General features: G+C 70.9%; 13 protein-coding genes. 4 read left to right on the top strand and 9 right to left on the bottom strand.

The genetic code is table 11. The features are described from left to right. Nucleotides 1-3: 3 nt before the first annotated feature. Together HD597_RS17905 and HD597_RS65845 are read right to left on the bottom strand one after the other, a co-directional pair. The gene (locus HD597_RS17905; protein ID WP_253743610.1) at nucleotides 4-2,823 is read right to left on the bottom strand and encodes a PQQ-dependent sugar dehydrogenase; all 2,820 of its coding nucleotides are present in this window, start codon (nucleotides 2,821-2,823) and stop codon (nucleotides 4-6) included. 117 nt (nucleotides 2,824-2,940) lie between these two features. Next, nucleotides 2,941-5,319 carry an RICIN domain-containing protein gene (locus tag HD597_RS65845; RefSeq protein WP_253743608.1) on the bottom strand — a complete coding sequence of 793 codons (2,379 nt, stop codon included), beginning with the start codon at nucleotides 5,317-5,319 and terminating at the stop codon, nucleotides 2,941-2,943. A gap of 291 nt (nucleotides 5,320-5,610) precedes the next feature. Between HD597_RS65845 and HD597_RS17895 the strand changes: the two genes are divergently transcribed. Beyond that, on the top strand, nucleotides 5,611-6,351 hold the full coding sequence (locus HD597_RS17895; RefSeq protein WP_253743606.1) for a FadR/GntR family transcriptional regulator: 741 nt from the start codon (nucleotides 5,611-5,613) through the stop codon (nucleotides 6,349-6,351). 60 nt (nucleotides 6,352-6,411) lie between these two features. Here HD597_RS17895 and HD597_RS17890 read toward each other — a convergent pair whose 3' ends face one another. The 4 genes from HD597_RS17890 to HD597_RS17875 are packed head-to-tail and all read right to left on the bottom strand — an operon-like array spanning nucleotide 6,412 to nucleotide 10,546. Continuing rightward, nucleotides 6,412-7,560, bottom strand: coding sequence for a mandelate racemase/muconate lactonizing enzyme family protein (locus tag HD597_RS17890; protein WP_253743604.1), 1,149 nt, complete (start codon nucleotides 7,558-7,560; stop codon nucleotides 6,412-6,414). Nucleotides 7,561-7,585: 25 nt separating this feature from the next. Next, complete coding sequence (locus HD597_RS17885; protein ID WP_253743602.1) at nucleotides 7,586-8,413, bottom strand: carbohydrate ABC transporter permease; 828 nt, start codon at nucleotides 8,411-8,413, stop codon at nucleotides 7,586-7,588. Then, complete coding sequence (locus HD597_RS17880) at nucleotides 8,413-9,294, bottom strand: carbohydrate ABC transporter permease (RefSeq protein ID WP_253743600.1); 882 nt, start codon at nucleotides 9,292-9,294, stop codon at nucleotides 8,413-8,415. The genes HD597_RS17885 and HD597_RS17880 overlap by 1 nt, the downstream gene beginning before the upstream one ends. 4 nt (nucleotides 9,295-9,298) lie before the next feature. Further along, on the bottom strand, nucleotides 9,299-10,546 hold the full coding sequence (locus HD597_RS17875) for an ABC transporter substrate-binding protein (protein ID WP_253743598.1): 1,248 nt from the start codon (nucleotides 10,544-10,546) through the stop codon (nucleotides 9,299-9,301). 150 nt (nucleotides 10,547-10,696) lie between these two features. Between HD597_RS17875 and HD597_RS17870 the strand changes: the two genes are divergently transcribed. Next, nucleotides 10,697-11,467, top strand: a complete 771-nt coding sequence (locus HD597_RS17870; protein ID WP_253743596.1) for a FadR/GntR family transcriptional regulator — start codon at nucleotides 10,697-10,699, stop codon at nucleotides 11,465-11,467. 67 nt (nucleotides 11,468-11,534) lie between these two features. Here the strand turns inward: HD597_RS17870 and HD597_RS17865 are convergent, their stop codons facing one another. The 3 genes from HD597_RS17865 to HD597_RS64535 form a co-directional block, all read right to left on the bottom strand. Then, nucleotides 11,535-14,318 carry a glycosyl hydrolase family 95 catalytic domain-containing protein gene (locus tag HD597_RS17865; RefSeq protein ID WP_253743593.1) on the bottom strand — a complete coding sequence of 928 codons (2,784 nt, stop codon included), beginning with the start codon at nucleotides 14,316-14,318 and terminating at the stop codon, nucleotides 11,535-11,537. Nucleotides 14,319-14,422: 104 nt separating this feature from the next. Beyond that, the gene (locus HD597_RS17860) at nucleotides 14,423-14,617 is read right to left on the bottom strand and encodes an RICIN domain-containing protein (protein WP_253743591.1); all 195 of its coding nucleotides are present in this window, start codon (nucleotides 14,615-14,617) and stop codon (nucleotides 14,423-14,425) included. Continuing rightward, entirely contained in the window at nucleotides 14,614-14,886 is a 273-nt protein-coding gene (locus HD597_RS64535; RefSeq protein ID WP_276082947.1) for a hypothetical protein, read from the bottom strand. Before HD597_RS64535 ends, HD597_RS17860 begins: the two co-directional genes overlap by 4 nt. 1,102 nt (nucleotides 14,887-15,988) lie before the next feature. Between HD597_RS64535 and HD597_RS17850 the strand changes: the two genes are divergently transcribed. After that, nucleotides 15,989-18,706: a beta-L-arabinofuranosidase domain-containing protein gene (locus tag HD597_RS17850; protein WP_253743589.1), complete on the top strand. Its 2,718-nt coding sequence runs from the start codon at nucleotides 15,989-15,991 to the stop codon at nucleotides 18,704-18,706. Then, nucleotides 18,703-20,715 carry a family 43 glycosylhydrolase gene (locus HD597_RS17845; protein ID WP_253743587.1) on the top strand — a complete coding sequence of 671 codons (2,013 nt, stop codon included), beginning with the start codon at nucleotides 18,703-18,705 and terminating at the stop codon, nucleotides 20,713-20,715. The genes HD597_RS17850 and HD597_RS17845 overlap by 4 nt, the downstream gene beginning before the upstream one ends. The last annotated feature ends 14 nt before the right edge of the window (nucleotides 20,716-20,729 follow it).

Raw genomic sequence — 20,729 nt, 5'->3', positions numbered from 1 at the left:
CTTTCAGACGCGGGTCCAGCGCTGGTCGGTTCCTCCGGTGCACGTCCAGATGCGGGCCTTGGTGCCGTTGGCGGTGCCGCCGACGTCCAGGCACTTGTTCGCGCCGACGGCGGTGATCGTGCCGTCGGCGTTCAGGCGCCACTTCTGGTTGTTCTGGCCGTTGCAGTCCCAGATGATCACCGCGGTGCCGTCGGCGGTGCCGGCGCCGTTCACGTCCAGGCACTTGCCTCCGTAGACCCGCAACTCGGTCGCGCCGGTCGAGGTCCACTGCTGGTTGGCGCCGGCGTTGCAGTCCCAGATCTGCGCCAGGGCGCCGTTGACCTGCGAGGCGCCGTTGACGTCCAGGCACCGGCCCGAGGCCACGCCCCGGAACGTGCTCGTGCCGCCCGCGGGCGGGGTGCCGGTGTCGAAGGTGAAGGAGTCGACGTCGAACAGGTAGCCCTGCCCGGTCGGGCCGCGGAAGACCAGGTACAACGTGGTCGGGCCGGACGGCGCGCCGCTGAGGCTCGCCGAGACGTCGGCGAAGGTGTCCCAGCCGCCGGTGCTCGCCACGTTCACCGTGCCCAGCAGCGTGCCGGTCGCCGAGCCCGCCCGGACCTCGATCCGGCCGCCCGCGCCGGCCGACGACACCCGGGCGGTGATCCGCGTGGCGTCGGCCAGGCTGTACGGCTGGAAGGAGATCCAGTCGCCGTCGTCGAGGAAGCCGGCCGTCCTGCCGCCCTCGGCGGTGGCGTGGTCGGCCGTCTGGACGCCCTGCTGGGCGCCGAAGTGCTCGGCCTGCCGGTGCCTGGGCTGCAGCACCCGGGCGCTGGTCGAGGTCAGGCCGCCCGCGTCGGTGTAGGAGGCCTCGAAGACGCCGTAGATGTTGGCCGCCGCGTCGTGCTCGCCGTCCACCGGCACCGCGATGGAGCCCGAGCAGCCGGTCCGCGAGGTGATCTGGTGGCGGTGGCTGTCGTGGCCGAGCAGGTAGGCGACGGTGACCTTCGCGCAGTCGACGGTGCCGTCCTCCGGGTCGGTGACGGTGACCTGGAAGGGGACCGTGTCCCCGAAGGAGAACAGGCGCCCGTCGGCGGGGCTGGTGAGGGTGACCGAGGGCGCGGTGTTGCCGACGTTCACGATCACGTTCGCCGTGCCGGTGAGGCCCTGCGGGTCACGGACCGTGAGCGTCGCCGTGTAGGCGCCGTTCGCCGTGTAGGTCTTGCCCGGGTTCGCCGCCGTGGAGGTGGTGCCGTCGCCGAAGTTCCACGCGTACGTCAGCGCGCCGCCCTCCGGGTCGGAACTGCCCGACGAGGAGAAATTCACGGTCAGCGGAGCGGGTCCGGACGTCTTGTCCGCGGCGGCCCTGGCGATCGGGTTGCGGTTGGCGCCGCCGATGTACTCGACGCGGTACAACGCCTGGTTGTTGCTGCCGGTGCCGTAGTCGAGGACGTACAGCGCGCCGTCGGGGCCGAAGGCCATGTCCATCACCTGCGTGCCGGACCACGGGAAGGCCGAGATCTCGCCGTAGCCGCCGTCCGTCCTGACCTCGATCGCCTTGATCCAGCGCCGGCCGTACTCGCCGGCGAAGTACCGCCCGTCGAGAACCTGCGGGAACTTGATCGGGGAGTTCAGGTTCGGGTCGAACCGGTAGACCGGGCCGCCCATCGGCGACTCCGACCCGGAGCCGAACTCCGGCGGGCTGCCGGCGTCCCCCGCGTACCGGATCCACGCGGGCTTGGCCGGGGGCAGCGTGGCGAGGCCGGTGTTGCGGAAGGAGTTGTTGGCCGGGCCGCCCGCGCAGTTGTACTTGGCGCCGGTGCCATTGCTGGCGAAGTTCCACTCGTTGTAGGTCTCGCTGGTGGTGTTCGTGCCGGTGCAGTACGGCCAGCCGTAGTTGCCGGGGCCGGTGATGCGGTTGAACTCCACCTGGCCGCTGGGCCCCCGGTTCGCGTTGGTCACGCCCGCGTCCGGCCCGTAGTCGCCGAGGTAGACGACGCCGGTCGCCTTGTCCACGCTCATCCGGAACGGGTTGCGGAAGCCCATCGCGTAGATCTCCGGCCGGGTTCTCGCCGTCCCCGGCGGGAACAGGTTGCCGCTGGGGATCGTGTAGGTGCCGTCGGGCTGCGGTTTGATGCGCAGCAGCTTGCCGCGCAGGTCGTTGGTGTTGGCGGAGGAGCGCTGCGCGTCGAACTGCGGGTTGCGGTTGGTCCGCTCGTCCAGCGGGGAGTAGCCGCTCGACTCGAACGGGTTGGTGTCGTCGCCGGTGGTCAGGTAGAGGTTGCCGGCGGCGTCGAAGTCGATGTCGCCGCCCACGTGGCAGCACTGGCCGCGGTCGTTCTGCACCCGCAGGACCACCTTCTCGCCGGCCAGGTCGAGCGTGTCGTCCGCCTTGAGGGTGAAGCGGGACAGGTACAGCTCGCCCTTCCACTGGTCGAACTGGGCCTGCGTGCCCGTGCCCGGCGCGTCCCCGGTCGGCGTGCTCAGCCTCGGGGAGTAGTAGAGCCAGAGGTGCCGGTTCGAGGCGAAGCCGGGGTCGGCCGCCACGCCCTGCAGTCCCTCCTCGTCGTGGGTGTAGACGTTGAGCCGGCCGGCCACCTTCGTGTTGCCGCCGGCGTCGGTGACGCGCACCGTGCCGTCACGGGCCGTGTGGACCACGGACCGGTTCGGCAGCACGGCCAGCGACATCGCCTCGCCCAGTTCCGCGCCGCCCGATGCGAGGGACACCTGCTGGTAGTCGGACGGCGGGATGTCGAGGGCGTGGGCCGGGGAGGCGCCGAGCGCGAGCGCTCCGGGGATGATCAGTGCCAGCGTGGTCAGCAGGGTGAGCCACGGACGTCGGGACATGAGGGTTCCCTCCTGCGACAGGAAGACCGGTCAGGGCGAGACGCCCGGGATTCGGCTCGTGGCCAGGGGGTGCCGCCTCTGGCCACGCGACGTTGGGCCGCCCGCAGTCGGACGGCGTCAGGCGCGGGTCCACTTCTGGCCGGCGCCGCCGTTGCAGGTCCAGATGCGGGCCCTGGTGCCGTTGGCGGTGCCGCCGACGTCCAGGCACTTGTTCGCGCCGACGGCGGTGATCGTGCCGTCGGCGTTCAGGCGCCACTTCTGGTTGTTCTGGCCGTTGCAGTCCCAGATGATCACCGCCGTGCCGTCGGCGGTGCCGGCGCCGTTCACGTCCAGGCACTTGCCTCCGTACACCCGCAGCTCACCCGCGCCTGTCGAGGTCCACTGCTGGTTGGCCTGGCCGTGGCAGTCCCACAGCTGCGCCGCGGCGCCGTTGGCCTGCGAGGCGCCGTTGACGTCCAGACACCGGTTGGACCCCACGCCCTTCAACGCGCTCGTGCCGCCCGGGGACTGGCCGCCGGGCCCGGCGGCGGCGATCACGGCCTGGGCGCCGGCCGGCCAGGCGCCGCCCGCGACGGTGACGTTGTTGTTCACCACGTTGCCGCGGTCGCCGTTGGTCACGTTGGTGCTGCCGTTGGTCGACCAGTTGCCTGTGACGGTGAAGTCGCCCATGTTCTCGCCGTACCAGTAGTTGGCGGTGGCCCAGGTGCCGGTGTTCGACAGCACGTTGTTCCTGACGGTGAAGTACCGGGAGCCCTCGTCGAAGTAGATGCCGAACCAGCCGTTGGTGCGCAGGCAGTGGTTGTCGCTGATCACCGCGCCGGGGTTCCACGACAGCGTGTAGATGCAGCCGCCGTCGGTCATCTGCTGCATGACGTCGTGCACGTAGTTGCCGACGAGCCGGTTGCCGGAGGCTGTGGTGGGCGTGGTGTAGCGCGGCTGGAAGTCGTACAGGCCGCGGTCGGCGTAGTGGGTGCTGCCGCCCGGCTCGTTGGCGCCCCAGCCGTAGCCGATCGACATCCCGGTGTAGGGCAGGTTGTAGACCTCGTTGTGGGAGACGTCGGTGCCGGTGACGTACGTGGTCAGGACCGAGACCACGCCCCGGTGGTCCAGGCCGAGGTCGTGGATGCGGTTGTGGCTGACGGTGATGTTCCGGTTGACCATCCGCGGGTCGGCGGGGTGGTGCGCGTCGGCGCGCACGCCGCCGACCACGACGCCGCCCGCCGAGCTGCGGGCGATCTCCGACCGGGTGACCGTGATGTCGGCGGCGCCCAGGCCCACCCCGCTGCCGTGCGCGTTGGCGTCGTTGCCGATGCCGATGGCCGTCTGCCCGAGGTTGACGAAGCGCGAGTCGGTGAAGGTGATGGTGTTCGCCGCGGAGACCTGCACGGCGGCGGGCATCTGGTGCCAGTTCGGCCGGGTCGCCTCGAACTGGCGGCAGCCCTGGTGGCACGAGGTGAAGGCGGGCCAGCTCCAGTTGCCGGCGATGTAGGCGCCGGTCTGCTGGTCCACGTAGCCCTGGTTGCCGCTGGGGCCGAGCCAGCTCGTGCCGGTGAAGGTGATCCCGCCGAACGTGATGTGGTGCGCGGGCGCGTCGTAGGTTCCGCCGACCTGCACCAGCGACTGCTGCACCGGCAGCTCCACGCTCACGTTGCCCATGTTCTGCCCGGCGAGCGGGATGTAGGACAGGGCGCCGGTTCCGGGGTCGAGGTACCACTCCCCCGGCGAGTCGAGGAACTCGTAGGCGTTGACCAGGTAGAGCGGCCCCGCCCGGTGCGGGCTGGTGAAGGTGTCGTAGCCGAAGTTGTTGTTGTTCCAGGCGGGCTGGCGCATCGTGATGAGGTTGCCGCTGATGCTCTGCACCGGCGCGTACCGGTCGGTGAAGGAGCCGACGCTCTCCATCTCGACCCGGCCCTGGTTGGCGAGGTTGTTCAGGTAGCCGAGCGCGCCGCTGGTGAATCTCATCCCGGTGCTGCTCGCGGTGAAGTCGGAGCGGTTGACGGCGGTGCGCGCCCGGGTGGCGAGCGCGCCGTCGACGTACAGCTGCCGGCTGTCGATCCCGGCGCCGGCGTCGGCGCGCCAGATGTTCTTCGCGGGGTCGGCCTGCGACCAGCCGGTGACCGCCCTGGCTCCGCTGATGACCGGGACGGCCCCCGCCGCCGCCGCCTGCCACCTGACGGAGTAGCCGTTGTTCCCGGAGTCGGCGGCGGTCAGCCGGAGCGGCGCGGAGAGCCGGTACACCCCGCCGGTCAGCTCCACGACGATGTCACCGGACATCCCGGCGTTCAGCGAGCGGACCGCCGTCTGCGCCGCGGCCAGCGAGCACGGCTGGGTGGCGGTGCACGCGCTGCCGGTGCCGTTGGGGGCGGCGTGAAGGGTCGTGGTGGCCGCGAGGGCCGGGGAGGCGGGGGCGATGAGGGCGAACGCCGCGGCCAGCGCGGCGGCGACGACGCCGGCCAGGGACGGTCTCGGCGTCGGAACGGGCGATGGTAAGGGCACAGTCGGTCCTTTGGGGGGTAGGGGCGCCGGCCTGCCTCTCAATTAGCTTCGGATCATGAGCGCCCGTCAAGAGATGAAGCAGATCTATTTCAGGATTCGCACACCAAGAGTATGACCAAAGTGCGCTCATCTCCCCGCCCACCAGCACAGACATCGGCACTCATGCCGAGCTACGGCAACCTGTCGCGCATGAATCGTTCATATGTGTCGTACTCATCGCGGAGGCACGCTTCACGGGAAGGGCCGGCTCATCAGTCATACTCATGCAGGAAACGCCGAGGAGGGAGCACGGTGACCGACACCCCGCGCGAGAGCGGATACCGGCCGGGCTACGAGGTAGCGGCCGAGCAGGTGCTGGAATTGATCGTCGAGCTCGGCCTGCGTCCGGGCGATCGCATGCCGACCGAGAACGAGCTGGCCCAGCAGCTGGGCACCAGCCGCACCGTGGTGCGCGAGGCGGTGAAGATCCTCTCCGCGCTCGGCCGGGTGCGCGCCCAGAAGGGCCGCGGCCTGTACGTGGCCGACGACGAGGGGATGTTCGGCGCCGGGCGCCGGGGATCCTTCTTCCTCCCGACCGACCTCGACCATGTCTACATGCTGTTCGAGTTCCGCCGGGCGCAGGAGATGGAGACCAGCCGGCTGGCCGCCCGCCGCGCCACCCCCGCCGAGCTGAGGGCCATCGAGGAAGCGGCCGGCGTGTGCCGCCACGGCTTCGAGACCGGGCGCGAGGACCTGTTCAACGAGGGCGACGACGCCTTCCACACCGCCATCGCCACGGCCTCGCACAACATGTTCCTCCAGGTCGCCGTGCAGGAGGCGCGCCGGCTGCAGGCGCAGTCGAGCCTCATCGGCCTGCGCGGCTCGGTGGGCGGGCACGCCGCCAAGGCCGTCGAGGAGCACGACGCCATCCACCAGGCCATCCGGGCCGGCGATCCGGAGGCGGCCGCGCAGGCGGCGGCCACGCACATCGACAACACCCTCGACGACTACCGCAGGGAGATCCAGCAGCGCCTCTTCTTCTCCTCGCGCTGAGCGGGCCCTCCCGGTCCGGTCCTGGCCGCACGCTGCCGGGCGAGCGGTCGCGGGGCAGGCTCATCCCGGGAACCGCGCCGGGCAGGAGTGGCTGGCGACCGCCAGCAGCCGCCGTCCGGCGTGCTCCGGCCGGATGTGCGGGCCCTCGGGTGCCGTGGCGTCCGGCCGGCGGAACGCGTCGATCGCCTGCTCGTCCACCGTGATGCCGAGGCCCGGTGAGTCGCCGAGGACGAACGCGCCGTTCTCGACGTGCAGGTCCAGCGACAGCCCGAGCGGCGGGTGCAGATCCTGCAACTCGCTGGCCAGGTGGTTCGGCACCGACGTCGCGGCGTGCAGCAGCGCGACGGGCGTGGCGCCGATCGGGCTGACCGGCAGGTCGTGGGCGTGCGCCAGCGCGGACACCCGCAGGAAGTGGGACACTCCCCAGACGACGGCCGTCTGCACGATGTCCACGGCGCCCGCGGCCAGCAGCGGGCGGAACTGCTCCAGCCCGGTGAGGTTCTCCCCCGTGGCGACGGAGGCGCGGATCCCGCGGCCGACCGTGGCCAGGCCCTCGGCGTCCCAGCGCCGGACCGGCTCCTCGATCCACGTGAGATCCAGCGTGCGTTCGAGCTCGCAGACGTGCCGGACGGCCTGCTTGCGGGTCCAGGCCTCGTTCACGTCGAGCATCAGACCCGGCCGCGCGCCGCGCCCCGCCTCGGTCAGGATGTCCCGCACCAGCGTCAGGCGGCGGCGGTCGCGTTCGATGTCGAGGCCGCCCTTGATCTTGGCCGCGCGCAGACCGTGCCGGGCGTAGACCTGGTAGACCGCGACGAGCTCGTCGTCGGTCAGGCCCATGTCGAGGCCGGAGGCGTAGGCGGTCACCTCCCGGTCGCGCCCGCCGAGCAGGCGCCAGAGCGGCTCGCCGGCGGCCTGCGCCTTGATGTCCCACAGGGCGGTGTCGAGCGCGCCGATCGTGCCGAACACCGCGCCGGCGTGGCCCGCCTTGAAGGTCCGCCGCAACATGCGGTCGTAGAGCGCCGTCACGCCGCGCGGATCCTCGCCTTCGATCGCGGCGAAGACGGCCCCGATCTCGACGTGCGGCCCGAGGCCGACGCCGGTGATCCCTTCGTCGGTGTCCACCAGGACGAGCGGCACCGGGACGGCTCCGTCGGCGAAGACGCCGTTGACGTCCCCGACGGGACGGCCCCATTCCTGGACCGTCGTCATGGTGCGATACCCCGTGATCCGCATGTCAGCCTTTCGTGGAACCGGCGGTGACGCCGTCGGCGATCTGCCGCTGGAGGAACAGGTAGATCATCAGCACGGGCACCGCGGCGATCAGGACGCCCGAGGCGAACATGGGGATGTCGTCGGAGTACTGCCCGCGCAGCGCGTTGACCCCGATCATGAGAGTGCGGTGCTCCGGCGACGGCATCATGAGCAGGGCGATGAGCACGTCGTTCCAGCAGAACAGGGCGTCGAGGATGCCGACCGACAGCAGCGCCGGAGCGCCCAGCGGGAGCATGATCCGCCGGTACACGCCGTACACCGTGCCGCCGTCGATCCTGGCCGCGTCGACGATCTCCGGCGGGATGGTCCGGTAGTGACTGGTCATCAGGAAGACGGTGAACGGCAGGAACTGGGCGACGTAGGCCAGGATCAGTCCCGGGTAGGTGTCGATGAGCCCGGTGTCGGCCATCACCCGGGTGAGCGGCACCATGATCACCTGGAACGGGATGAACAGCCCCGCCAGGCAGCCCAGGAAGATCATCGAGGAACCGCGGAAGCGCAGCCGGGCCAGCGCGAAGCCCGCCATCGACCCGAACAGCAGCAGCAGCGCCACGGCGCAGGCCACGACGACGAACGAGTTGACGAAGTACCGCGCCATCCCGGCGCCGGCCCACGCTTCGGCGAGGTTGTCCCACCGCAGGGAGCCCGCCGGGGAGAACCGGTCGAGGACGTAGTCGCGGCGCGTCTTCATCGCGACGTTGGCGGTGAAGACCAGCGGATAGATCGTGGCCAGCGCGAGACCGGCCATCGGCACCGCCGCCGCCCACCTGGCCAGGCGCGTCCCGCGCATCAGTCCTGCCTCCCGGCGCGGCGGAGCAGGGTGATCTGCAGGAGCCCGGCCACGAGCATGACGACGAAGAGCACCGTCGAGGCGGCCGAGGCGAGCGCCGGCCGGCTCATCTGTCCCTGCTGGTGCCAGATGTAGTACTCCGGCAGGTAGGTGGCGCCCTCCGGGCCCCCGCTGGTCATGACGAAGAGCAGGCCGAACATGGACGTCAGCATTCCGATCATCGTGGTCACGAAGACGAACTGGATGGTGCGGGTCAGGCCCGGGACGATCACGTGCCAGATGGTCCGGCCGAGCGACGCGCCGTCCACCCGGGCGGCGTCCAGCAGCGAGGAGTCCAAGGTGCTGAATCCCGCGAGGAACACCACCAGGGCCATCCCGAACGTCGCCCAGACGTGCACGCCGACGACCGTGAACATGGCGATGCCCGGCTCGCCTAGCCAGTCGACGGGGCCGGTGCCGAGCGCCGCGAGCACGGAGTTCAGCGGGCCGTCGTAGCCGAGCAGAAGGTTGAAGATCGCGCCGACGATCACCGGCGAGAGCACGGCCGGGAAGAAGTAGACGCTGCGGTAGACCCGGTGGCCCGGCACGCGCAGGTAGATGAACGTCGCGAGCAGGCCCGGGATCGCCACGGCCAGGGGAAGCAGCAGCACCAGCAGCCCGACGTTGCGTAGCGAGATCTGGAACAGCGGGTCGGCGGCGAGCTCCAGGTAGTTGTCCAGCCCGACGGGGCTGCCGTTGAGCTCGCCGTCGCCGGTGAAGGAGAAGTTGACCCCGAGGGCCAGCGGCCACAGCCGCAACCCCACGATGATCAGCACGGCCGGGGCCACCAGGACGTAGGGCGCCAGCCGCTCCCTGTGCGGGGACGGCCCTGCGATTCGCACGCGGTCAGCCCTTCCGATCGGAGGCGGCCAGCTGCTCCACGGCCTTGTCCACGGTGGTCGACCCGCTCAGGAGCTGCTGGGACAGTCGTCCCAGCAGGTCGAGGGTCTTGGCGGACAGCGCCACGTGCAGGGCGGGCTTGCCGGTCTCGATGCCGGAGGCGATCGTGGCGACGGCCGGACCGGCCCGCGAGACGTCGATCGTCGTGTCGGACGCGATCGCGCCGGCCTGGGTGGAGAACGCCGTCAGGGCGTCGGCCGAGGTCAGGGAGCGCACCAGATCGGCCGCCAGGCCGGGGGTCTTCGTCCACTTCGCGACCGCGTAGCCGATGCCGCCGTCGTACGGCAGGCTCGGGGTGGCCCCGTCGGTGACGACCGGCGCCCGCATGACGCCGATCTGGTCGGGCGGCAGGAACTCCTTGAAGTCGTTCCAGTGCCCGATGTCCGACATCAGCCCGATGATGTGAGCGGCCTTGCCGGTCTCGAAGACGCGGAAGATGTCGGTGAACATCGCGGTGGAGTTGGCGCCGTCGTTGTTCAGCCCCTTGTCGCCGGTCTCCTTCCACAGCTCGAAGATCCGCTTCACGTGGGGCGAGGTCCAGTCGCGCCTGCCGGCGATCCAGTCGTCGTACTCCCGGGGCGTGAGGATGCCGGAGCCGAGGCCCGACAGGAAGAACTGGATCCCGAAGCCCTCCTTGTTGCCGAGCGCGAAGCAGGCGGCGCCGGTCGCCTTCTTGATGGCGGCACAGCCGCCGACGAGCTCGTTCCACGTCCTGGGCGGGGCCGCCGGGTCGAGGCCGGCCTTCTCGTAGAGCGCCTTGTTGTAGTAGATCGGGTGCCCCTGCAGGGTCACCGGCGCGGCGTAGACCTTGCCGTCCTTGCTGAAGGCGTCCCAGCCCGCCAGCCGGCTCCGGTCGGCGGCCACGTACTGGTCCAGCGGGAGCAGGGCACCGGCCCGGTCGCGGAGCTGCCCGCCGCCGTTGAAGAGCATGACGTCGGGCCCCTTGCCGGCCTGGATCGCCGTGCCGAGCAGGGTGTAGTACTGGTCGAACGGCTGGGCGACGAACTCGACGGCGACCCCGGGGTGCCGTGCGGCGAAGTCCGCCTTCGCCTTCTCGATGTAGGTCGCGGCGACCGGTTCACCGGATTTCCAGTCCCAGACCACGAGCTTCTGCTGCTGCTGTTCCGCCTCGCCGGAGGGGGTGTCCGTCCGGGTGGCGCTCCCGCAACCCGCCACGGCCAGTGCCGCGGCCATGAGAGCCGACCATAACGCTCGCTGCTTCATCGTTGCCCGCTTCCCGCGAGTGGCCGCCGGATCCGGCCGACTGCGGCAAACGTAATTCGTATGACGTATGACGGCAAGAGGGTCTCCCGTATACTGCTGATCAGGTCACCGGAGGGCGGAATGACGGCATCGCAGGAATCAGCCGGCAGTGTCCCGGCGCAACCGGCCTGGGCGCGCCGCCCGGCGAGTCTCGCCCGGGCGGTGACGGCCGAGCTGGTGGAGCGCATCGTCCGCGGTGTGCACCCGCCCGGCACCGCGCTGCCTCCCGAGCCCGCGCTGTGCGAGGCGTTCTCCGTGAGCCGCACCGTCGTGCGCGAGGCGGTGAAGATCCTCCAGGAGAAGGGCCTCGTGCAGGTCCGGCAGGGCTCCGGCACCATGGTGACCCCGCCGGCGACCTGGGACATGCTCGACGAGCTCGTCCTCACCGCGGCCATCGCCGAGGACGAGAGCCTGACGATCCTCGACGACCTCGTCGTCACGCGGCGCGTGCTGGAGTCGGACATGGCCAACGTCGCCGCCCGCCTGGCCGGGCCCGACACCGTCGAGCGGCTGCGCACCCTGGTGGACCAGATGGACGAGCTCGTGGACGACCCGGTCACGTACGCCGAGAGCGACCGCGCCTTCCACGACACGATCATGCGCGCGTCCGACAACCGCATCGCGCGCGGCGTCGTGCGGTCGCTGGAGGGCCAGGTCGTCAACACCGCCCGCTACCTGGGCCGGACTGAGCGGGCCCTGTGCGTGGCGTCGAACCTGGGGCACCGCCGCATCTACGAGCGCATCGCCGCCCACGATCCCGAGGGCGCCGCCGAGGCGATGTTCCAGCACATCACCGAGGCCTGGATCGTCCGCCGCAGCGGCACGGCCGATCCCGTCCGCCTCCAGCGATAGCACGACCGCTACGCGCTCGCCTGCGCCCGGGCGACGGTCTTCCGCACGCAGAGACGCACGCGATCACTCACACGGGCGTGATGCTCCAGTGGTTGTTGGTGCTGTTGTTCGGCGCCCACATCGCCACGGTGGAGCCGGCGGTGGCGTTGCCCATGCCGTCCAGGGCGGTCCCGGTCCCCCGGTTGATGACCTGGTGGCGGCCGTTGGCCACGGCGTTCAGGCGCCACTGCTGGTTGACGCCGCCGTTCCAGGCCGCCTGCCGGGCGCTCGCGCCGTTCGCGGTGCTGCCCCAGCTGTCGACGACCATGCCGTTGGTGCGGTTGACGATGCGGTACCAGCCGCCGCCCAGGTCCGCGAGCTGCCACTGCAGGTTGGTGCTGCCGTCGAGGCTCCACTGTTTGAGCACCGAGCCGGAGGCGACGTTCCCGCCGCTGTCCAGGACGAGGCCGGTGGCGCCGTTGGCGATGCGGACGTAGCCGGCCGGTGAGGCGGTCACCGTGGCGCGGTAGGTGCGGCCGGCCTGGCCGGTCAGGGTGATGACGTCGGGTTCGGGTCTGGTGACCGGGACGGCGCCGCCGGTCGTGGTGTCGGTCACCTGGAGGGTCCCGGCGAACGAGCGGCTGCGGACGTTGACCGTCGCGTTGCGGTCGAACCTGACGAGGACCTCGGTGGCCGCGCCGGAGCTCCAGGTCACGTCCACCGTATGACCGCCGCGTCCCCGGAGGCCCTGCACCCTGCCGTTCGGCCAGGCGGGCGGCAGGGCCGGCAGCACGTGCAGCTCGCCGGCGTGGCTCTGCAGCAGCATCTCGGCGATGCCGGACGTGGCGCCGAAGTTGCCGTCGATCTGGAACGGAGGATGCAGGTCGAACAGGTTCGGCGCGAGCCGGTCCGTCCGCACCAGCAGGCGGAGCAGCGCGTGCGCCCGGCTGCCCTCCTCCAGCCGCGCCCAGTAGTTGATCTTCCAGGCGAGCGACCAGCCGGTGCCGTCGTCGCCGCGCAGTTCGAGCGTGCGCCGGGCGGCGGTGTGGAGGGCCGGGGTGCCGCGTCTGGTGATCTGGTTGCCGGGGTGCAGGCCGTAGAGGTGGGAGACGTGCCGGTGGTCGGCCTCTGGCTCGATCCAGTCGTACAGCCACTCCTGGATGTTGCCGCGCGAGCCGGTCTTCGTCGGCGGCAGCCGGTCCCGGGCGGCCAGGACCCGCGTCCGGAAGTCGGCGTCGGTGCCGAGCGCCTGGGCCGCCCTGGCACAGCCGTCGAACAGGTCGCGCAGGATCTGGTTGTCCATGGTGGGGCCGGCGCAGACGCTGACGCCCGAGTGGTGGGCCAGTTCCGGGGAGTTCGACGGGTTCGTGACCAGATAGCCGAGGCTCGGTTCCTGCACGAGGGTCTCGAGGAAGAACTGGGCGGCGCCCTTCATCGCCGGGTAGTACTGCCGGAGGAACTCCAGGTCGCCGGTGAAGGTGTAGTGGTCCCAGACGAGGGTGGCCAGCCACGCGCCGCCGGTCTGCCACATGCCCCAGAACGCGCCGTCCACCACCGACGTCCCCCGCCAGGCGTCGGTGTTGTGGTGGGTCACCCAGCCGCCTGCGTTGTACTGCGCCCGGGCCGTGCGGGCGCCGCTGACCGCGAGCTCGCCGATCATCCTGAACACCGGCTCGTAGCATTCCGACAGGTTCGTGGTGTCGGCCGGCCAGTAGTTCATCGGCAGGTTGGCGTTGATGGTGTATTTGGAGTCCCACGCCGGCGTCAGCGAGTCGTTCCAGATGCCCTGCAGGTTGGCCGGTTGGGTGCCCGGCCGGGAGGAGGAGATCAGCAGGTAGCGGCCGAACTGGAACAGCAGCGCGGAGAACTGCGGGTCGTCGGTGCTCGCGTGCTGGGCGATCCGCACGTCCGTCGGCTGGTCGGCGGCCGGGGTGCGGCCGAGGTCGAGCGCCGTGCGGCCGAACAGCCGCTGGTGGTCGGCGACGTGCCGGCCGCGCAGGTCGTCGAAGGTCCTGCCGGCCGCGGCGTCGAGGTGGCGCCGGGCGATGCCCTGGTGGTCGCCGCTGACGTCGCGCCAGTCGCGGTAGCCGGAGCCGATGGAGATCAGCACCGTCACGCTGTCGGCGTTGCGCACCTGCAGCGTGCCGCCGGAGCTGCTGACGGTGCCGCCCTCGGCGACGGCCCGGGCCAGGGCGAGGAACCTGACGGAGCCGGGCACTCCTTCCATGTCGCCCGAGATGCCGTCGAGGGCCACCGTGGCCGCGTCCGGGCTGGAGCGCGTCGTCCGCTGGGGGCTGGCGAACGTCGCGGAGAACGTGATCGAGCCCGGCCGGTCGGCGGTCAGGCGGAGGGCGATCACCTGGTCCGGCGCGCTCGCGAACGCCTCGCGCCGGTACCGCACGCCGTTCTGCAGGTAGGACACGGCAGTGGTGGCGGTGGTGAGGTCCAGATGGCGCTGGTACTCCGAGACGCCGGCAGTGCCGCCGAAGGTGAGGCGCAGGTCGCCGACGGTCTGGTAGGCCAGCTGGCCGGCCGGGGTGCCGCGCATGTTCTGGTCGATCAGGGTCTGGGCCTGGTTCCACTGGTTCTGGAAGACCAGCTGCCGGATCTGCCCCAGCGCGGCCGCCCCACGGGGGTTGCTCTGGTCGTAGGGGCCGCCCGCCCAGACGGTGTCCTCGTTGAGCTGCAGCCGCTCGGTGTCGGTGTTGCCGAACACCATGGCGCCCAGGCGGCCGTTGCCGATCGGCAGTGCTCTCAGCCAGTCCGTGCCGGCGCTCTCGTCGTACCACAGGGCGAGGTCATTCGCGGCCCGCACCTCCGGCGGGGGCGCCGAGGCGGCCCGGGCGGTGGCCGTCCAGGACAGCGGCACCATCGCGGATCCGGCGCCGGCCGCGCCGAATCTCAGTACTTGCCTTCGCGATAAATCGGACATGTCGCTTCTCGTTCTCCACTCTTACGTACGGGGGGCGCGGCCTGTCAGGCGGTTCGGACGAGCTGCCGCTGCTGGTTGGTGCCGCCCCCGTCGTCGTACTGGACGATGTCGGCGCCGTCGGCGGTGGAGGCACCCTGCGCTTCGAGGGCCTTACCGCTGTCGCGGTTGGCCAGCACGTACCAGGCGTTCGTGTCGATGCCGCCGGGAGTGCCGGTCATCCCGGTCACGAAGGTGGTCACGCTGCGGGCGGGGAGCGTGACGGTGAAGGAGCCGTTCGACACGCCGGTCGCGCCCTGGGGGCGACGGCGGCGGGGTCGTTGAGGATCGGGTCGGAGATGTTCTTCAGGTACTGGAAGGATTCGGGCGCGATGACCCTCGTGCTGATCGAGCCGGCGTTCTCCCGCAGGTGCCCGGTGGAGTCGTTCAGGTGCTGGGCACAGGCGCCGTACGGGTCGTACCGCAGGCGTCCGGCGTCGGTCCGGCCGCCCCCGACGAAGGTCTCGGCCATGTGGGCGGGCGGATTCCACGGAGACGCGATGACGGTCGCCCCGAGCTCGGCCGCGCCGTGCCGTGGCCAGGTCGCGGCTCCAGTCCGCCTGGTTCTCGGGGGCGGGGATCCTCAGCACGGAGAACCCCAGCCGCCCCTCGCCGGCGCCGAACGCCGTGTCGCGCTGGGCGGCCGCCAGGTCGCCGATCCAGGCCGCGTGGGCCATCCCGCCGAAGCCGCGGATGGTCTGGCGCCGGGCCGGGGGGTCGATGACCGCCGCAGCGGGGGCGGCCCGCCCCACGGCGGCGATGACCGGCAGCGCCCCCGTTGCGGTCATCGCGCTTCTGCGGCCCAGCCGGGTGCGGTCCCTGATGCCAGGGTCGTTCGGGCCATGCGTCATGTCTGCTCCTTCGGCTGCCGGGGCCGGCCCGCGCCCTCGCGGGCCCGCAGGGGCCGCGAGGGCGCCATCGGCGGCGGGGAGGCGCTTCCGCCCGGGTACGGCTCCGGTCCGGCCTGCTGCGACGGGGAAGGTGGTGAACGAGATCTCGGCCGACTTCCTGGAGGAAGGTAAGGGCCTCTGACGCGGCTCGTCAACCGTTCACGGCTGGAAACTTAACTAAGATCAACCCGATCGCATGGCGATCCATGGCCCATGCCGCCCGCGACACGGAACGCGGTCAGCGGCGACGCCCGGCTTCGCCGATGGACGCCTTTCCCGACGTCAGAAGCGGCGCGGCAGCGTCCGGACCGATCTGGACGAACGAGCATGGACGAGACCCGGCGTCCATCGTGTACGCCTGCACGGCAGAGCCGGCACGCCGAGGCGCGCATGGCCGGGCAGCAACTTAACTTCGAACCTCTCGCACGTTATCTGTTGCCAACGGGTAACTTCTGTGAAACTTTCACTTGCACGGGCGGTGCGTCGTGATCTCCCTGGAGACGAAATTCCAGGCGGGAAGGTGTTCCTTCGGCAGCGCCCGGGTCGGCAGGGGCTTCCCCTCGTTGACGCCAGGTCGGACCGTCGGATGTACTCCGCGACAGCGCCCTCACCGTAGGAGGCCCGTGCACCCCGCCAGCATGAAATGTTAGCGCTAACATCACCTCGGGAAGCCAAGGAGTCCGCATGTCCTTGAGCCGTCGTCAGCTCTTACAGGGCGCGGGCGCGACCGCCGCGCTCTCCGTCACCGGCCAGCTGGCCGGCGCCTCCCCCGCCCTGGCCGCCCTCCCCTGGGCCAGGCCCGACCTCGGCGTCTCGGCCTACGAGTTCGATCTCGGCCAGGTCCGGCTGACCTCCGGCCGCCTGCTGGACAACCAGAACCGCACGCTGAGCTACCTGCGCTTCGTCGACGTCGACCGGCTCCTGTACGTCTTCCGCGCCAACCACCGCCTGTCCACCGGCGGCGCGGCGGCCAACGGCGGCTGGGACGCGCCCACCTTCCCGTTCCGGTCCCACATGCAGGGCCACTTCCTGACGGCGTGGGCGCAGGCGTACGCGGTGCTCGGCGACACCACCTGCCGGGACAAGGCCGCCCACATGGTGGCCGAGCTGGCCAGGTGCCAGGCCAACAACGGCGCCGCCGGGTTCACCGGAGGCTACCTGTCCGGCTTCCCGGAGTCGGACATCACCGCCGTGGAGAACCGCACCCTGACCAACGGCAACGTGCCGTACTACTGCATCCACAAGACCCTGGCCGGGCTGCTGGACGTCTGGCGGCTGATCGGCGACACCCAGGCCAGGGCCGTGCTGCTGGCCCTGGCGGGGTGGGTGGACGCCCGCACGTCGCGGCTGAGCCAGAGCCAGATGCAGGCCATGCTCGGCACCGAGTTCGGCGGCATGAACGCCGTGCTGACGGACCTGTACCAGATGACGGGGGACTCCCGCTGGCTGGCCGCGGCCCGGCGGTTCGACCACGCGGCCGTGTTCGACCCGCTGGCCGCCGGCCAGGACCGGCTCAACGGCCTGCATGCCAACACGCAGGTGCCCAAGTGGATCGGGGCGGCGCGCGAGTACAAGGCGACGGGCACGACCCGCTACCGCGACATCGCCGCCAACGCCTGGTCCATCACCGTCGGCGCGCACACGTACGTGAACGGCTCCAACAGCCAGGCCGAGCACTTCCGCGCCCCCGGCGCGATCGCCGCCCACCTGACCAGGGACACCGGCGAGGCGTGCAACACCTACAACATGCTCAAGCTGACCCGGGAGCTGTGGCTGCTGTCGCCCACCCGGGCCGACTACTTCGACTACTACGAGAACGCCCTGCTCAACCACCTGGTCGGGCAGCAGCGCCCGGCCGACCCACGCGGGCACGTCACCTACTTCACCCCGCTCAACCCCGGCGGGCGCCGGGGCGTCGGCCCGGCCTGGGGCGGCGGCACCTGGAGCACGGACTACGGCTCCTTCTGGTGCTGCCAGGGCACCGGGATCGAGACCAACACCAAGCTGATGGACTCGATCTACTTCCACAACGGCACCACCCTGTTCGTGAACCTGTTCGTGCCCTCCACGCTCACCTGGAGCGGGCGCGGCATCACGGTCACCCAGACGACCTCGTATCCCGTCGGCGACACCACGTCGCTGCAGGTCACCGGCAACGTGAGCGGGTCGTGGTCGATGCGCGTCCGCATCCCGGCCTGGACGCAGGGCGCGACGATCAGCGTCAACGGCGTCCAGCAGAGCATCGCCGCGGCACCGGGCACCTACGCCGACCTCACCCGGTCGTGGACGACGGGCGACACCGTGACCGTACGGCTGCCCATGCGGGTGGTCATGAAGGCCGCCGGCGACGACCCGAACGTGCAGGCCGTCACCTACGGCCCGGTCGTGTTGTCGGGCGACTACGGCGACACCGCCCTGTCCGCGGCCCCCGCCCTGACCCCTTCCTCGATCGCCCGGACCAGCACCTCCGCCCTGACCTTCACGGCCACGGCCGGCGGGGCTCCGGTGCGGCTGGGCCCCTTCTACGACGCCCACGACCACAACTACGTCGTCTACTGGAACACCGGTGGCACCGGCGCGGCCAGCTTCCGGCTGGTCAACGCGGCCAGCGGACTGGTCCTCGGCATCCAGGACATGTCCACCGCCGACGGCGGCCCGGCCCTGCAGTGGACCGACAACGGCACCGCCGACCACGACTGGGTCCCGGTCATCGACGGCAGTGCCCTGCGGTTCCGCAACGTGCACAGCGGCAAGGTGCTCGGCGTCGAGAACATGTCGACCGCCGACAACGCCCGCGTGCTGCAGTGGGGCGACAACGGCACCGCCGACCACCGCTGGACGGTCACCGACGCCGGCGACGGCTCCGTCAAGATCCGCAACGTGCACAGCGGCAAGGTGCTCGGCGTCCAGAACGGCTCGACGGCCAACGGCGCCCCGGTGGTGCAGGACTCCGACAACGACAGCCCGGACAACCAGTGGCGATTCATGCCGAACGGCGCGCGCCGCCTCCAGAACGTGGGCACCGGCATGGTGCTCGGCGTCACCGGCATGTCCACGGCCGACGGCGCGCTCGTCGTGCAGTGGGGCGACACCGGAACCGCCGACCACCTGTGGACGGCGATCGCCGACACCGGCGGCTACCTGCGGCTGCGCAACTCCCACAGCCAGAAGGTGCTGGGCGTGGAGAACATGGGCACCGCCGCCGGGTCGCGCGTCGTGCAGTGGGCCGACAGCGGCACCGCCGACCACCGCTGGCGGCTGCGCTACGGGCCGGGCGCCGCCTTCCGCATCCAGTGCGCCAACGGCGGCCGGGTGCTCGGGCTCGCCGGCACCGCCCAGGGCGCCCAGGTCGTGCTCGCCGACGACAACGGCACGAACGGCAACCTCTGGAGGTTCCTGTGAGGCGCGTGCTCGCGATCCTGTCGTCCCTGCTCGTCGTGGGCGTGTTCCTCACGCCTCAGGCGTCGGCCGCGACGGTCGACACCAACGCCTGGTACGTGCTGGTCAACCGCAACAGCGGCAAGGCCCTGGACGTCTACAACCTCGCCACCAACGACGGCGCCCGCATCACCCAGTGGAGCCGCAACAACGGCAACCAGCAGCAGTGGCAGTTCGTCGACTCCGGCGGCGGCCACTACCGCATCAAGTCCCGCCACTCCGGCAAGGTCCTGGACGTCTCCGGCTTCTCCACCGCCAACGGCGGCGCGATCGTCCAGTGGGCCGACCTCAACGGCACCAACCAGCAGTGGCGCCTGGCCGACTCCCCCGACGGCCACGTGCGACTGATCAACCGCAACAGCAGTAAGGCCCTCGAAGTGCAGAACGCCTCCACCGCCGACGGCGCCAACATCGTCCAGTACGACGACTGGGGCGGCACCAACCAGCAGTGGCAGCTCGTCCGCGTGGACGGCGGCGGCAGTGGCTACACCAACCCGGTCGTCTGGCAGGACTTCGCCGACGGCGACATCATCCGCGTCGGCGACGCCTACTACTACTCGGCCTCGACGATGCACTACTCGCCGGGCGCGCCGATCCTGCGCTCGTACAACCTCGTCGACTGGGAGTACGCCGGCCACTCGGTCCCGAGGCTCGACTTCGGCTCGGGCGCCTACGACCTCAACGGCGGCCGGGCGTACGTGAAGGGTATCTGGGCCTCGACCCTCAACTACCGTCCCAGCAACAGCACCTACTACTGGATCGGCTGCGTCGAGTTCAACCGGACCTACGTCTACACCGCCTCCGCCGTGGACGGCACGTGGACCAAGCGCTCGCAGATCGGCACCTGCTACTACGACGCCGGCCTGCTGATCGACACCGACGACACCATGTACGTCGCCTACGGCAACGGCACCATCAGCGTCGCCCAGCTCACGCCGGACGGGCTCGGCCAGGTGCGGGCCCAGCAGGTGTTCCAGACCCCGAGCAGCGTCGGCACCCTGGAGGGCGCCCGCTTCTACAAGCGGGGCGGCTACTACTACATCTGGCTCACCCGCCCCGCCAACGGCCAGTACGTGCTCCGCTCCACCTCGCCGTGGGGCCCGTACGAGATGCGCCAGGTCCTGCTGAACATGCCCGGCCCCATCTCCGGCGGCGGCGTCCCCCACCAGGGCGGCCTCGTCCAGACCCAGAACGGCGACTGGTACTACATGTCGTTCGTCGACGCCTACCCCGGCGGCCGGGTCCCGGCGCTCGCGCCGATCACCTGGACCGGCGACTGGCCGACCGTCCAGACCGTCAACGGCGGCTGGGGGGTCACCTACCCCAGGCCGAACATCCAGACCAGCCGCACCGTCGCCTCCATGATCGGCCCTGACACCTTCACCGCGGGCAGCCTCGGCCACCGCTGGGAGTGGAACCACAACCCCGACACCAGCCGCTACTCCACCGGCGACGGCCTGCGCCTGCAGACCGCGACCGTCACCAACGACCTCTACAACGCCCGCAACACGCTGACCCACCGCATCCAGGGCCCGTCGTCCACGGCGACGATCGAGCTCGACCATTCGCAGATGGCCAACGGCGACCGCGCCGGGCTGGCCATGCTGCGCGACCAGTCGGCCTGGATCGGCGTCAAGCGCGACAACGGCGTCAACCGGGTCGTGATGACGAACGGGCTGACCATGAACAGCTCGTGGCAGACCACCGGCACCGGCGCCGAGGCGGCGAGCGCCGCCGTCACGGGCAGCCGGATCTGGCTACGGGCCACCGCCGACATCCGCCCCGGCTCCGGCCGGCAGGCCCGCTTCTCCTACAGCACCGACGGCAGCACCTTCGTGAGCCTCGGCCCGGCCTTCACGCTCAACAACGCCTGGCAGTTCTTCATGGGCTACCGCTTCGGGATCTTCAACTACGCCACCCAGTCACTCGGCGGCGCGGTCACCGTGCGCCGCTTCGACCTCACCACCCCCTGACCGAAAGGCACAGA

The sequence above is a fragment of the Nonomuraea thailandensis genome (assembly GCF_024172165.1).
GTDB classification, from domain to species: domain Bacteria; phylum Actinomycetota; class Actinomycetes; order Streptosporangiales; family Streptosporangiaceae; genus Nonomuraea; species Nonomuraea thailandensis.
Note: the sequence above shows the minus strand (reverse complement) of the source record. Positions and strands in the feature narration are given on the sequence as shown.

What these genes read in the sequence shown, in the direction of transcription:
- HD597_RS17905 (WP_253743610.1), bottom strand. Translation starts at nt 2,823, where the DNA reads ATGTCCCGACGTCCGTGGCTCACCCTGCTGACCACGCTGGCACTGATC.
- HD597_RS17890 (WP_253743604.1), bottom strand. Translation starts at nt 7,560, where the DNA reads ATGACGACGGTCCAGGAATGGGGCCGTCCCGTCGGGGACGTCAACGGC.
- HD597_RS17885 (WP_253743602.1), bottom strand. Translation starts at nt 8,413, where the DNA reads ATGCGCGGGACGCGCCTGGCCAGGTGGGCGGCGGCGGTGCCGATGGCC.
- HD597_RS17875 (WP_253743598.1), bottom strand. Translation starts at nt 10,546, where the DNA reads ATGGCCGCGGCACTGGCCGTGGCGGGTTGCGGGAGCGCCACCCGGACG.
- HD597_RS17870 (WP_253743596.1), top strand. Translation starts at nt 10,697, where the DNA reads ATGACGGCATCGCAGGAATCAGCCGGCAGTGTCCCGGCGCAACCGGCC.
- HD597_RS17865 (WP_253743593.1), bottom strand. Translation starts at nt 14,318, where the DNA reads ATGGTGCCGCTGTCCTGGACGGCCACCGCCCGGGCCGCCTCGGCGCCC.
- HD597_RS64535 (WP_276082947.1), bottom strand. Translation starts at nt 14,886, where the DNA reads ATGGCCGAGACCTTCGTCGGGGGCGGCCGGACCGACGCCGGACGCCTG.
- HD597_RS17850 (WP_253743589.1), top strand. Translation starts at nt 15,989, where the DNA reads ATGTCCTTGAGCCGTCGTCAGCTCTTACAGGGCGCGGGCGCGACCGCC.